The 14,040-nt window shown below is 63.9% G+C and carries 11 protein-coding genes; 6 read left to right on the top strand and 5 right to left on the bottom strand.

From position 1 onward, the window contains the following. Positions 1–8: 8 nt before the first annotated feature. Positions 9–1,148, bottom strand: coding sequence for an acyl-CoA dehydrogenase family protein (locus BSY16_RS29475; RefSeq protein WP_069063300.1), 1,140 nt, complete (start codon positions 1,146–1,148; stop codon positions 9–11). Positions 1,149–1,308: 160 nt separating this feature from the next. Between BSY16_RS29475 and BSY16_RS29480 the strand changes: the two genes are divergently transcribed. The 4 genes from BSY16_RS29480 to BSY16_RS29495 all read left to right on the top strand — a co-directional run bounded on the left by BSY16_RS29480 (position 1,309) and on the right by BSY16_RS29495 (position 7,472). Further along, positions 1,309–3,480, top strand: coding sequence for an alpha-ketoacid dehydrogenase subunit alpha/beta (locus BSY16_RS29480; RefSeq protein WP_069063301.1), 2,172 nt, complete (start codon positions 1,309–1,311; stop codon positions 3,478–3,480). A gap of 47 nt (positions 3,481–3,527) precedes the next feature. Next, a complete protein-coding gene (locus tag BSY16_RS29485; protein WP_069063302.1) occupies positions 3,528–5,129 on the top strand; it encodes an ABC transporter substrate-binding protein in 1,602 nt (533 codons plus the stop codon). 53 nt (positions 5,130–5,182) lie between these two features. Further along, entirely contained in the window at positions 5,183–6,427 is a 1,245-nt protein-coding gene (locus BSY16_RS29490; RefSeq protein ID WP_150130179.1) for an aminotransferase class III-fold pyridoxal phosphate-dependent enzyme, read from the top strand. A gap of 85 nt (positions 6,428–6,512) precedes the next feature. Continuing rightward, the gene (locus BSY16_RS29495) at positions 6,513–7,472 is read left to right on the top strand and encodes an aminotransferase class IV (protein ID WP_069063303.1); all 960 of its coding nucleotides are present in this window, start codon (positions 6,513–6,515) and stop codon (positions 7,470–7,472) included. A gap of 132 nt (positions 7,473–7,604) precedes the next feature. Here the strand turns inward: BSY16_RS29495 and BSY16_RS29500 are convergent, their stop codons facing one another. Together BSY16_RS29500 and BSY16_RS29505 are read right to left on the bottom strand one after the other, a co-directional pair. Continuing rightward, complete coding sequence (locus tag BSY16_RS29500) at positions 7,605–7,949, bottom strand: hypothetical protein (protein ID WP_171902498.1); 345 nt, start codon at positions 7,947–7,949, stop codon at positions 7,605–7,607. A gap of 504 nt (positions 7,950–8,453) precedes the next feature. After that, complete coding sequence (locus BSY16_RS29505) at positions 8,454–9,239, bottom strand: ABC transporter permease (protein ID WP_069063305.1); 786 nt, start codon at positions 9,237–9,239, stop codon at positions 8,454–8,456. Between the two features lie 112 nt (positions 9,240–9,351). Between BSY16_RS29505 and BSY16_RS29510 the strand changes: the two genes are divergently transcribed. After that, positions 9,352–11,448 carry a 4Fe-4S binding protein gene (locus tag BSY16_RS29510; protein WP_069063306.1) on the top strand — a complete coding sequence of 699 codons (2,097 nt, stop codon included), beginning with the start codon at positions 9,352–9,354 and terminating at the stop codon, positions 11,446–11,448. After that, a complete protein-coding gene (locus BSY16_RS29515; protein WP_069063307.1) occupies positions 11,445–12,320 on the top strand; it encodes an FAD:protein FMN transferase in 876 nt (291 codons plus the stop codon). Before BSY16_RS29510 ends, BSY16_RS29515 begins: the two co-directional genes overlap by 4 nt. Positions 12,321–12,322: 2 nt before the next feature. Here BSY16_RS29515 and BSY16_RS29520 read toward each other — a convergent pair whose 3' ends face one another. Together BSY16_RS29520 and pedF are read right to left on the bottom strand one after the other, a co-directional pair. Next, complete coding sequence (locus BSY16_RS29520; RefSeq protein ID WP_150130180.1) at positions 12,323–13,216, bottom strand: substrate-binding periplasmic protein; 894 nt, start codon at positions 13,214–13,216, stop codon at positions 12,323–12,325. A gap of 10 nt (positions 13,217–13,226) precedes the next feature. After that, on the bottom strand, positions 13,227–13,913 hold the full coding sequence (gene pedF, locus BSY16_RS29525; RefSeq protein ID WP_069063308.1) for a cytochrome c-550 PedF: 687 nt from the start codon (positions 13,911–13,913) through the stop codon (positions 13,227–13,229). Positions 13,914–14,040: the final 127 nt, after the last annotated feature.

Genomic DNA, 14,040 nt, shown 5'->3' on the forward strand with positions numbered 1-14,040 from the left:
ATCCTGCCTCAGGCGTTGAGCATTTCGCGTGCGATGATGATCTGCTGGATCTGCGACGTACCCTCGTAGAGCCGGAACAGCCGCACGTCGCGATAGAAGCGTTCCACTGCATAATCCTGCATGTAACCGGCGCCGCCGTGGATCTGCACCGCCCGGTCGGCAACACGGCCCACCATTTCCGAACAGAACAGTTTGGCGCTCGCCGCCTGCTGGACGACCCGCTCGCCCCTGTCGAACTGGCGGGCGGCCTCCAGCACCATGGCGCGCCCGGCAAAGGTTTCCGTCGAACTGTCGGCAAGCATGGCCTGGATGAGCTGGTGTTCCGCAATGGGTTTGCCGAACTGGATACGCTCGCGCGCAAACCGCACGGCCTCGTCGCACAGTCGCTCCGCAGCCCCCACGCAAACCGCCGAGATATGCAGGCGGCCGCGATTGAGCACCTTCATCGCCGTCTTGAAGCCCAGGCCCTCCGTGCCGCCGATCACGCTGTCGGCCGCAATCCGGCAATCGTCGAAGATGACGTCGCAGGTGCGGGTGCCGCGCTGCCCCATCTTCTTGTCGATCGGGCCAAGGCTGAGGCCCGGACTGTCTTTCGGCACGAGGAAGGCACTCACGCCTGTCGACCCGGGGCCGCCGGTGCGCGCCATGACGGTGAAGACATCGGCCACCGGGGCGTTGGTGATGTAGCGCTTGGTGCCGTTGAGCACGTAATGATCGCCGTCCCGCCGCGCCGTGGTTTTCACGGAACCGGCGTCCGAGCCGACATCCGGCTCGGTCAGCGCGAAGGAACCAATGACCTCGCCCGTCGCCATGCGCGGCAGCCAGTAGTGCTTCTGCGCCTCGGTGCCGTCGACGATGATGCCCTGCGAGCCGATGCCGTTGTTGGTGCCGATGACGGAGCGGAAGGCGGGAGAGGCATAACCGAGTTCGAAGGCGACGAGCACCTCCTCCTCCATCGTCAGGCCAAGCCCGCCAAAATCTTCCGGAATGGACATGCCGAAGAGGCCGAGCCCACGCATGTCCTCGATGATTTCAGGAGGAACGGCGTTTTCGTCTTCGACACGCGCTTCCGCCGCCAAGAGGCGTTCGCGCACAAACCGGCGCACCACCTCAACCAGGGCGTTCAGCACTTCGGCGTCCCGGATCATCGCAATTCTTCCTCTTTGGCGGCTCACGAAAATTTCTGTTGCATCCAAAGGCTGGCACAGCTTAGTGTGCCATTCAACAGAAATCGGAATTTATTTCCATAAACGAAAAATCGGCGCCCGAGACAAACGACGCGGCTCCCCTGTGAACCCGAGGATACGAATGGCACGTCAGATACCGCTCGCACCGTCCGCGCCCTGGTTCCGGCTGGAACTGGAGGAAGCGGACTGGAGCGAGGAACAGGCCCAGGACCTCGCCCACTGGTACGGCCAGATGCTGCTCATCCGCCGCTTCGAGGAAAAGCTGCTCGATCTGGAAAAGGCCGGCCTGATCCACGGTCCAGCGCATGCCAGTATCGGCCAGGAAGCGGGTGCCGTCGGCGCCATGTCGGCGCTCGGCACCGACGACAAGATCAACGGCACGCACCGCGCCCACCACCAGGTGCTGCTGAAACTGCTTAATCCTTCGGTCCCGGACGGCTTCGACATCCGCAAGGACACTTTCACGCCGGGCATGGACGATGCGATCTACCGCTTCATGGCGGAGATCATGGGTCTGACGCCGGGTTATTGCGGCGGGCGCGGCGGCTCGATGCACATGCGGTTTGCAGGTGCGGGCGTCGTCGGAACCTCGGCCATCGTCGGCGGCAACCCGCCGCATGCGGCAGGCTATGCGCTCGCCGACAAGATGCTCGGCCGCGACCACATCTCCGTCGCCTTCTTCGGCGATGGCGCAGCCCAGAATGGCGCCAGCTACGAGGCGATGAACATCGCCGCCGCGCAGAACCTGCCGGTGATCTTCTTCATCGAGAACAACCTCTACGGCGTCGCCACCCATATTTCCGACGTGACGCGCGAGACGCGGCTGTCGTCGCGTGGCGCGATGCTCGGCATCGCCGCGATCGAATGCGACGGCATGGACGTCGTCGCCGTTCACCGGGCGATGGTCGAAGCCCGCCGCATCATCCGCGAGACGGGTGGCCCGGTGGTTGTCGAAGCGCTCTGTTACCGCCATTTTCACCAGTCCGGCTCCCGCACTGGCAGCGACTTCGGCTATCGCACGAAGGAAGAAGAGACCGCATGGCGCGAGCGTGACCCGATAGCACTCGCCGAAGCCCGCCTGACGGCGCTCGGCCTCCTCTCCGCCGAGGACCTTGCGCATATCGATGCGCTGGTGAGCGACCGGGTCGCATCCGCCGCCGCACGGCTGACCGAGCCGGTCCCCGGCGGCAATGCGCTCAGGATTCCGGAGCGCCTCTGGCCCGATCCGGCGACGCGCGACCATGGCATTCTTGGAGACCTCTCCGAACTGTCCGGCAAGCGAATGCTCGACCACGATGACATGCGGCCTGATGCCACCGAGAAGGTGAAGTTCGTCACCGCCGCCTCCGAGACGCTGGCGGCCGCGATGGCGCGCGACCCGCGCATCATCGTCATGGGCGAGGACGCCCATCAGATGCGCGGCGGCGTCAGCGGTTTCACCAAAGGCGCGCTGGAGCGCTGGCCCGAGCGCGTCCTGCCGATGTCGATCGCGGAAAACGGCTTTACGGGCGTAGCGCTCGGTGCTGCGCTCAACGGGCTGCGGCCGGTCGTCGAGATCATGTTCGGCGATTTCTGTTTCACCGCCGCCGACCAGATCGCCAATGGCGTCGGCAAGGTGCGCCACATGTTCGGCGACGGTTTTCCCGTGCCGATCGTCCTGCGCGTGCGCATCTCGCCGCACACCGGCTACGGCTCGCAGCACTCCGGTGATCCGTCCGCACTGTTCGGCATGTTCCCCGGCTGGCGCATCGTCACGCCGTCAAACGCCTTCGACTATATCGGCCTGATGAATTCCGCCCTCGCCTGCGACGACCCCGTCGTCGTCTTCGAGCATACCGAACTCTACCAGAAGGAATTCGACGTTCCGCGTGACGACCGGGAGTTCTGCATTCCCTTCGGCTCGGCGCGCATCGTGCGTCCCGGCAGCGCCTGCACGGTGCTCGCGACCTCCGTCATGGTCCAGAACGCGGTCAAGGCGGCCGAGGAGTCGGGGATCGACGCCGAGGTCATCGACCTGCGCAACATCGATCATCATGGCATCGACTGGACGCTGATCGGCAATTCCATCGACAAGACCGGCCGGGTCGTCATCGCCGAGCAGACGGCGCGCAGCCTGTCGATGGGCGGCACCTGGGCCGCCGAGATCCAGGAGCGCTTCTTTGACTGTCTCGATCACGAAATCCTGCGCGTGACCGGAGGGCTTGCCGCCCCCACGGTTTCTGCCGCCCTCAACCGTGCCGCGCTGGCGACGGTTGCCGACGTGCGGGACGCATTGCTCAGAATTGCGGAATAACAAGTGGAACGGGCATCCGCGGCCCATCAAACTGGAGGTATAAACCGATGAAACGACTTCTTCTGCCGAAATCCAGACTGGCCTTTCTCGTCCTCGCCCTCTCAGCCACCGCGCTCGGCGGGCTCATGCAGCCTGCAGCCGCCGAGGAGCGTGCGCTCGTCATCGCCCGCGATATGGACGTCAACTCGCTCGACCCGGCGCGCGCCTGGTGCGACACCTGCCAGATCTACAACACGTCGGTCTACGAGCAGCTGGTCACGCTCGACAAGGACAACAAGGTGCAGCCGTTGATCGCCTCGAGCTGGGAGGTCAACAAGGAACAGACCCAACTGACCTTCAAGCTCGACCCGGCGGCGAAATTCTCCGACGGTTCGCCCGTCGAGGCGAAGGATGTGAAATGGTCGTTCGAGCGATTGAAGAACATCAAGGGCAACGGCGCCTTCATCGCCGACCCGATCAGCTCCATCGACATTCCCGATGCACAGACGGTCATCGTCAAGCTCGCCGCGCCGAACTCTGAATTCCTCAACCAGGCGGCCGCGGGCTTCCTTGGCATCATCAACAGTGACGTCGCTGGCGCCAATGGTGCGCTCGCCGACGCGACGGCCGTCGATAAGGACACCTCGGAAAACTGGTTCCTCGCCAACTCCGCCGGCAGTGGGCCGTTCGTTCTCGAATCCTACGAGCCGAACGCGGAACTGCGCCTGAAGCGCAATGACAACTACTGGCGCAAGGCGCCGACGATCCCGCAGGTCGTCTTCCGCCAGGTCAAGGACGCAGTGGCGCAGGCGCAGATGCTGCAGTCGGGTTCGGCCGACATCGCCATGCAGATCGATCCGGAAACCGCCAAGACGCTCGAAGGCAGCGACATCGTGGTGGAGAAGGTGCCCTCCTACAACTTCGTCTACATTTCCCTCTCGCCGGGAGCGAAGGCCAACACCGTCAAGCTGACGCCCGAAGTGCGTGAAGCCATCTCGATCGCCATCGACCGGACATCGCTGATCGACTTCACCGTCGGCGGCGCCGGCCGCGCGATCGCCACGCCCATTCCGCTCGGCTTCCCCGGTGGCGATGGTCACGAGATCCCCGCCTATAACCCGGATCGCGCCAAGGAACTGCTTGCCGCGGCCGGTGCCGGCGATGGCTTCACGCTGAAGTCGATCTACCCGGACATGAACGTCTACGGCGTCGACTTCTCGCTGATGATGCAGAAGATCCAGCAGGACCTGGCAAAGGTCGGCATCACGGTGGAGCTGTCGCCGGTTCCCTTCGCCAACTGGCGTGAAGCGGCCAATGGCGACCACATTCCGCTAACCGCCGTCTTCTTCGCCCCCGACTTCTTCGGCACCTCGCAATATGTCGACGTCTTCGGCCTGTCTGAAGGTTCCGTCTGGGCGAAACGCGCCGGCGGCGAGATCGATCCGTCGATCATCAACCCGCAAACCGGCAAGCTGCGCGAACAGGCGCTTGCCGCCGCCACGCAGGAAGAGGCGGAAAAGCTGTGGTTCGAGGCCGGTGAGCAGATGGCAAAGGCCCGGATCATCATTCCGATGGTCAGCCCGGACCTCATCCTGGCGCATAGCCCGAGCGTCAAGGGCGTTCGCTACAGCGCCTGCTGCAACCTGCCACTCGCCGAAATCTCGAACTGATCGCCCTATCGGGAGAGGCGCAAATGCCTCTCCCGCCAAGAAAGGAACGCAAGATGACAGCGAGACTGCTCAACAGCCGCGACGCGGAACTCCTGGAACGCGCCCAGCGCGTCGTGCCGAACGGCGTCTGGGGACATATGGCGACCCGTGCGATCGCGCCGGGCTATCCCCAGTTCTTCTCGCGCTCGCAAGGCTGCCGGGCCTGGGATGCTGACGGCAACGAATACATCGACTTCATGTGCGCCTGGGGGCCGAACGTGCTCGGCTATCGCCATCCCGAGGTGGAGGCCGCAGCCCTTGCCCGCATCGACCAGGGCGACATCGGCAACGGCCCGACGGACACGATGGTCGAGCTCGCCGAACTGCTCGTCGACACGCTCGACCACGCCGACTGGACACTCTTCCAGAAGAACGGCACGGATGCGACGACGGTCTGCGTCACCGTCGCGCGTGCCTCCACCGGCCGCCGCAAGATCCTCGTCGCCCGTGGCGCCTATCATGGGGCCGTTCCGTGGTGCTCACCGTCGCTCATCGGTGTGACGACGGAGGATCGCGCCCATCTCATCCTCTTCGACTACAACAATATCGAAAGCCTCGACGCCGCCGTCGATGCGGCGGGTGATGATCTCGCGGGCATCCTGCTCACCGCCTTCCAGCACGATGTCGGCAAGGACCAGCATCTGCCGGAGGCCGACTTCCTCGCCCATGCCCGCACCGTCTGCGACCGCACGGGTGCCGCCCTCATTCTCGACGATGTGCGCGCGGGATTCCGCCTGGACGTCAGGGGAAGCTGGGCACGCTACGGCGTGAAGCCGGACCTCGCGGCCTATTCGAAGTCGATTGCCAACGGCTGGCCGCTCGCCGCAGTCGCGGGTGCGGACCGGTTCCGGGAGGGCGCCGGCAAGATCTTCACCACGGGTTCTTTCTGGTATGGCTCCGCCGCCATGGCTGCGGCCGTCGCCACGATCCGGATCCTGCGTGACAGCGACGCGCTCGCCCATACCGAAGCGATGGGCAACCGGTTCCGCGACGGCCTTGCGACGATCTCCGCCCGCCATGGCTTCACGCTCCGCCAGACAGGTCCGGTGCAGATGCCCATGGTCCTCTTCGACGGGGACCAGGACTTCAGGATCGGCAGTGCTTTCTGCGTGGCGGGCCTGCGCCATGGCATCTACCTTCACCCGAAGCACAACATGTTCCTGTGCGCCGCGCATACCGCGGAAGACATCGACCGGGCACTGGACGCCGCCGACGGCGCCTTCGCCGACATCGTCTCCGCCGGCATCCTCGCGGCCTGAGCGACGCTGCTTTTCAAAGCCTGCACGCCGCCCATGGGCGGCGTGCAAGGGCGCTTGATCATATGCTTTTCAGGGAGGACAGATCATGTCCTACACGGACCACATCTTCACAGACTATCGCCGGCGCGTGAAAGAGCTCGAGGCCAGCGACAACCCGTTCGCCAAGGGCATCGCCTATATCGCGGGAGAATATGTGCCGCTCAACGAGGCGCGCATTCCGATCCTCGACCAGGGTTTTTTGCATTCCGACCTGACCTATGACGTACCCGCCGTCTGGAACGGCCGGTTCTTCCGCCTCGACGATCACCTCGACCGGTTCGAGAAGAGCTGTGCACAACTGCGTCTGAAAAGCCCGCTGCCGCGGCAGGAAATCCGTGACCGGCTCGTCGAAATGGTGGCGAAAAGCGGCATCCGAGACGCCTATGTCATGCTGATCGTGACGCGCGGCCTGCGGTTCGTGCGCCAGTATGCGCCGGAGGAGTGCGACAATTTCTGCTACCTCATGGTCATGCCCTATCTCTGGGTGATGGACGAGGCGACGCAGAAGACCGGCGGCACCGCCGTCATCACCCGCACGGTGCGCCGCGTGCCGCCAGGCGCAATCGACCCCACCGTCAAGAACCTGCAATGGGGCGATTTCACCCGCGGCCTGCTGGAGGCACGCGATCGCGGCGCCATGTACCCGATCCTGACCGACGGCGACGCAAACCTCACCGAAGGCTCCGGCTTCAACGTAATCCTGATCAAGGACGGCAAGCTCTACACGCCGAAGAAGGGGGTTCTGGAGGGGGTCACACGCAAGTCGGTGCTCGCCATCGCCGAAACGCTCGGCTACCCCTACACGATCGACGACGTGCCGGTGGAACTCGCCTACCAGTGCGACGAAATCCTGTTCGTAACAACCGCAGGCGGCGTCATGCCGATCACCACGCTCGACGGCCAGCCGGTCGGCGACGGCAATGTCGGCCCCATCAGCAAGGCGCTTTGGAAGGGGTACTGGGATGCTCATGCTGATCCCTCGGTAAGTTTTGCAGTCCACTACTGAGTGGGCTGTTTACAGGATCGCCATACGTTCCACGCAAGAGGCTTCGACATACGCCGGCTGACGGCCCCGTGGAGTGTGTTTCACTTCCGTGGGTCGATTTTCGCTCTAATTGCGAGGGCATAAGAATGGTTTTCACTTCACTCCAACCACAACGAACTCCAGGGCCACGGGCGTGGCCAGCGAAGCGCCGGATAGCACCAGCAGCACGAACGCCGCGAAGCGCAAGGTTTGCGCCGAGAGTGCCGGGGGCCAGCGACGGGTCAGATAGGTCGAGACCAAGACGGCTGGCAACCCGGCAGACACCCACAGAAGCGCATGAGGCTGCCAATCATTGCGTGTCGCCACGAGGCCGAGCCGGAACAAGGAGTTGAGCGAGAAGATCGCCGCGAGCGTCTCGCGAACCACCCGGTGCGGCAGGGGCTGACGGTAGAACTGGAAGACCAGCGGTGGTCCCGCCGTGGAAAAGAGGCCGCCCATCAGATCGCCAAGCGCCCCAAAGAACATGTATGCAGGCCAATCACGACCGCTGCACCAGCGGTGACGGTCGCCGGATCAACTGGACGCTCGACACGATGATGGCGAAGCCGAGAATAAGGCGCAGAACCGACAGCGACGACGACGCCAGCAGCGTAGCAGACTGTAGCCGACAACGATCATAGGCAGGGTGACGGCAAGCGACAGAAGGAACGGCCTTGCCGCGATATCCCGCCAGCCTCTTGCCAGCTGGCCCCCATCTCATCCGTCTTATCGACGGTGTGGCCCCTTGACTTGAGCAATAGCTTAGTCATTTCGGCGATCATCACAGCCAGCAGTTAAAAAACGACATCAACATTACAGCACCGGACGAGCCCTTGCGACATGGGGACGGCGCCACGGGAGGAGTGCGTTTGATCAACAGGCAGTTCGGTATGTATCTGCGACGTCTGAAGCAGCACCGACAAGCCCATTGCGCAACCATCGTAGCCTTTTACAACAGGGCCATCAGAAGCCACGGTCGGCGTTGCTTTTCCAGCGGACGGAGCGGGCCTCCCATGGCTGGATGATTGCGTGTTCCACGACCATCATGACGCCGACAAACGCGATGGAATAGGCGATCACGTGGGCGGTCTGGAACTGTTGGAAATACAGATGGATGCGAAAGCCGACGCCACTGGAGCGGCCCAGGAACTCGACGACAAGAACGATTTTCCAGATGACAGCGACACCATTGCGCGCGGCCACCGCCAGCCATGGCCCCAGTTGTGGCAGGACAAGATGGCGAAATCGCTCGCCGCGCGACAGCCGTGAGACGAATGCCAGATCATCCAGCGCCGGATCGAAGGACCGCACGCCCTGCCGCACCGTGATCAGAACCATCGCCGTCTTGTTGAGCGTGACGGCGACGATCGCCGCAAGCTCGTTGAGCCCGATCCAGAGATAGCAGAGCACGATCAGAACAAGTGCAGGCAGGTTCAGGAAGATCGTCACCCATGGATCGACCCATCGGTCGAACACCCGGTATCGCCCCAGGAGGAAGCCGAGCAGGCAACCCGCCGCCATTGCGAGGCTGAACGCGACCGCCACGCGCAGCAGCGTTGCCAACAGCGCCCGCGGCAGCCGCCCGGCGACAAGCTCCGACCAGAAGACATGCGCCACATCGATCGGCCCCGGGAGGACGGTCGGATCGGCTTTGACGGCCGAGAGCGCTGCCCAGAACAATCCGAACAGGCCGAGGGATAGAAGGAACACACCTCCTTGGAGACGACCTTCGAGGCTCTTTAGCGACATGCAAATTCTCCCGGACAGATCATAGCCGCGGAGGCGCCCGCCCGATCCGCGACCTTGGTCGTATGGCGACCTTTGCGCTGACGCATAGAAATCAGGGCTGGAGGATTGTGCCATGAGACGACGCCTGGCCCTGCTGAGCATTCTCGTTTTCGGCATGCTTGTCTGCGCCCGCATGGCCGCGGCGGCACCGCTCGATCGCGAGGCGCTTGCGGACATGATTGTGCCGCCTTACGTGCTGGGCGAGCCGGTGAACGAGAACGGTGTGTGGACGCTGTTGAATTCCGGCGGCGCTGAGGCCGGCTATGTCTTCGAGACCGGAACACTTGCGCCGCTTCCGGGCTTCTCCGGCGCGCCCATCAACATGCTTGTAACGATCGACCGGGATGGTCGCTTTCTCGATGTGCGCCTCATCGCCCATAACGAGCCGATCTTCGTGTCCGGCCTCGGGCAAGCGCCGCTGCGCGCCTTCCTCGAACAATATCGCGGGCACTCGATCCGCGAAGCACTCGTCGTCGGTACGCCTTATGGCGCGGCGTCGGGAGGCTCCGACCTCGTCTATCTCGATGGGGTAACCAAGGCCACGGCTTCCGTTCGCATCGCCCATGAATCGATCCTCGCCGCGACGCTCGCCGTCGCGCGCGAAAAGATGCAAGGCGTAGCAAGCGGCCCACCGGTGCATCCCGATCCGTCGATCGACGAAAAGCTCGATTGGGCAGCGCTTGTCGAGCGGGGGTTGGCGAGGAACCTGAAGATCACGAATGCCGAGCTCGACAGCGGCTTCAAAGGGACGATCTGGGTCCACGACGACCCCGAGGCGGCGGATGATCCGCAGGGCCTCTTCCTCGATCTCTGGGCGTTGGATATCGGCCCTCCCTCTGTCGCCCGGGCAGTCCTGAGCGAGGAGAGTTTCACCGACCTCCAGCGCCTGCTGCGCGCATCGCCCGACGACGAGCCCATCCTTGTCATCGACCGGGGCCGCCACGGGCTCGTTTCCGCGGATTTTGTGCGCAACACCGCGCCGGACAGGCTTTCGGCCATGCAGGATGGCCTGCCCGTCGCGCTGCGCGATGCCGACATGACGGTCGACGTCAGACGGGACGTGCCGCAGGGAACGACGATGATCCTGAGAACAGACCGCCGCCTCGGCTTTGATCCGACGCGCGAGTGGGCATTGTCGGCGCAGGCCGTGCGCGCCCACGGCATGCTCAAGCCGGAAATGGGGTCTGCCCACTTTCCACTCGTCTTGAAGGCGGACGCCGCTTTCTATATCCGCCCGGAACTGTCGATTGCGCTGCCACCCTGGCAGGCGGCCATCGTCGACCGGAGATGGGATCTTGCAGGATTGGGCATGCTGCTTGCCGGGTTGCTCGGCGGCGTCGGCCCCGGCATGCAGCGGCTCGCCGCGCCGACTGTATTGCGTCCGGCGAGGCTCGCCTTCCTGGCCGTCATGCTGGTCTTCGTCGGCTGGTGGGGTCAGGGCCAGCTTTCCATCGTCACGCCGCTCGCGGCGCTTCGGGCTGCAAATGGCGGCGGCAGTCTGGCGGTCCTGCTGTACGATCCCTTCTCTCTCCTGATCTGGGGCGCCGCCATAGTCGGTTTCGTGCTGTGGGGACGAGGTCTGTTCTGCGGCTGGCTCTGCCCGTTCGGCGCCATGCAGGAATTCGCCCACCATGCCGGCCGCCTCCTGCGGCTGCCGCAATGGAACCCTTCCCCTGTGTGGGACAGGCGGCTGAAGACTGGCGCATGGCTTTCCCTCGCCGGATTGGTCGCCGTCACCTTGCTTGCGCCCGACAAAATCGAGACCGCTGCCGAGATCGAGCCCTTCAAGACCGCGGTTACCACGCTCTTCCAGCGGGAGTGGTATTATGTCGCCTATGCCGTCTTCTGGCTCGTCCTTGCGGCGACGACCTTCAAAGGCTTTTGCCGCTATGTCTGCCCGCTTGGCGCGGTCATGGCCCTGGGCGGGATGTTGCGCACGCGGAGCTGGATACCACGCCGAGCGGAATGCGGCTCGCCCTGCCAGCTCTGCCGGGTGCGGTGTCCTTACGGTGCCATTCGCAAGAACGGCAACATCGCCTACAGCGAATGCTTCCAGTGTCTCGATTGCGTTTCGATCCACGATGATGCGACGCAATGTGTGCCGCTGGTGCTGGCGAACCGCAAACGAGCACCGGCTCGCGCGCAGGGCAAGGTGGAGATACCAGCATGAAACGGCGACGCTTCCTGTTCATTGCCGCGGCGGCGGCCTTTCCGGGTGCCGCCCGCGCTGCGGTCACGACCTGGCAGGCAGATATGTTCGGCGGCACCGTGCGCGTGGACCTACGTGGCCCGCATGGCCTTGCGCAGACCGTATCGGAAAAGATCGGTGACACGATCGCCGAGATCGAGGCCGCCGCCAGCCTGTTCAAGACCGGCTCTGCCCTCAACAGGCTGAACGCCGCGGGTCATCTCGACGATCCGCCGCCTGCGCTTCTCGACCTGCTCCGCTTGTCCGGCGAGATGCATAAGGCGACGGGCGGGCGGTTTGATCCGACCGTGCAGCCGCTCTGGCGCGCACTTGCCGAGGGCCGCAATATCGCGCAGGCACAGACCACCGTCGGCTGGGAACGGGTGCATATCGGCCCGCTCGTCCGGCTGGACGACGGACAGGCGCTGACCTTCAATGGCATCGCACAGGGTTATGCGGCTGATCGTGTACGAACGCTGCTTCAGGAAGCAGGTTACGGCCAGGCGCTGGTGGAAATGGGAGAGTTCGCGGCCATTGGCGGGCCGTTCAGGGTCTCCGTGGAAGACCCGGCATTGGGCCAGATCGCTACCCGCCGCCTTGTCGGCAACGCCATCGCGACGTCCAGTCCCTCGGCCATGATGTTGGGTGCCGATTTCCACATTCTTGGCCCGCATGGCGAACAGGTTTGCTGGTCGACCATATCGGTGGAAGCGGAAAGCGCCGCGATGGCCGATGGCCTTTCCACCGCCTTCTGCCTGATGCCGGCAGGCGAAATCCGCGCGACGCTGGCGCAGGCAACGGGCGTGGCCCGCGTAACGGCGGTAGACCTCGCCGACGACGTCTCCACTTTCTAAAGCTATCGCTGCGGCGGCGTGAAGGTCAGTCCGTGATCGGCGAAGATGCGTGCGATCTCGCCATCGGCAAGCGCGTTGTCAATCGCCTCGTCGATGGCGTAGCCGAGGTCCTTGTGTTGGAAATTCACACCGACACCGATGGTCCAGTTGCTTCGCGCAAAACCGACGAGCGGTGGAGAATGCGCCTTCAACCCACGTCCCGTATGACGGGCAAGCCCCGCCTCCAGCTCGGCGCGCGGCCCCATCGCCGCCTTGGTGTCTCCTGCAGCAAGACCATCCACCGCCGCCTCGGTCGAGCGATAGCGATGGATTTTGTCGACAGGGCCGATCAGTGAGGTGAGATAAAAATCGGCAATCGAGTCGTTCTCCACGGCAACCGGATCGAACCGGAAGACCGGCGGTGTCGGCCCCTTGTCCTCATAGTCGGAAGCGCGATAGGCGATCGCGATGTTTTCGCTGGCATATTGCCCGGTAAAGGTGACCTGTTCGATTCGGCAGACAAGGGCGCTGTCATAGGGTACGTGCAACATCGCGTCGCTGACGCGGCCACCGACGACGGCGCCCTTCCACACATAGTTCAGAAGATCCGCTTCGAGGTTTTCGCCGGCCGCGACGAGGCGGAACCTCGCCTCGACGCCAAGAGCCTTGGCGACCAGCCTGCCGATCTCGACATCCACGCCGACCGCCATGCCCTTCTCCTCGTAGGACCAGGGGGCATAGTTCTCGTAGACGGCAAATTCGATCCAGCCGTCCTCGATGATCTGGTCGAATTTGCGCCCGACATCCTGCGCGAAGGTATTCTGTGGCTTGGCCTGGGGCACGTAGTCTTCACAACGCGCAAAGGCACCGCCCGGAAGGGCGATGCCGATTGCAAGGGCCAGAAGGGCGCGGCGCATCACGGCCGTCTTACTGCGATGCGGAAAGGCCGACCGTCAGCACCTCCGCCGCCTTCTTCCAGCTTTCGGGCTTGTCCGAGAGAACCCGCGCGGCCTCGAAGGTGACGCTGTCGGCGACGGGTGCGCCGGAGGCGGTCTTCACGTCGGTGGAAATGGTCTCCAGTTCCTTTTTCAGCGCTGCTGTATCCGCAACCTTGCCGCTGCCGAGTTCGTCCCGGATTTCGTGCAGACGGGCTGAATGAGCGTCGAGTGCGCCGTCTTCCGGCCGCGTTTCCACATAGGTGCGGATGGCCCAGGCTGCCTTCTGGCCAAGAATGTCGCCGAAGCCCGGCATCTTCGTCGTGCCATCCTGGGTATAGCCGTGACGGAAGCGTTCGACGAACCATTCGTCACCGACCTCCTCCGCCTCGAGGAAGCGCAGGTCCGGCGCAAGACCGCCCGATACGGCGCCAAGGCCATGACAGCGTGCGCAATTCTGATTGTATCCCGAGGAGCCGATCTCGACCGCCTTCAACCAGACCTCATGGCCGGCTTTCGCCTCGCGATAGGGGTTTTCGGTCAACCACTCGTCGCCAACTTCCGGCAGCGCATCGGTGTTGACGGGTTGCGGCGCGACATCGCCGTGAGCGATCACCAGACTTGTCGTCGCCATGAGGATGACTGCAGCGATCCCGCCGCGAATGATATTGGCCGACATACGGTCCTCCGTCCATTTCCAGCTGCGTTTTTGTACGGCAGCTGGGACGGGGCAGGCTATGCGACCTAGGTCGCGACGCCCTATGGCACCAAGGTCGTATTTCGAGCCGCCTGACATGCCGCCATCC

This window comes from Sinorhizobium sp. RAC02, from assembly GCF_001713395.1.
Classification (GTDB): Bacteria; Pseudomonadota; Alphaproteobacteria; order Rhizobiales; family Rhizobiaceae; genus Shinella.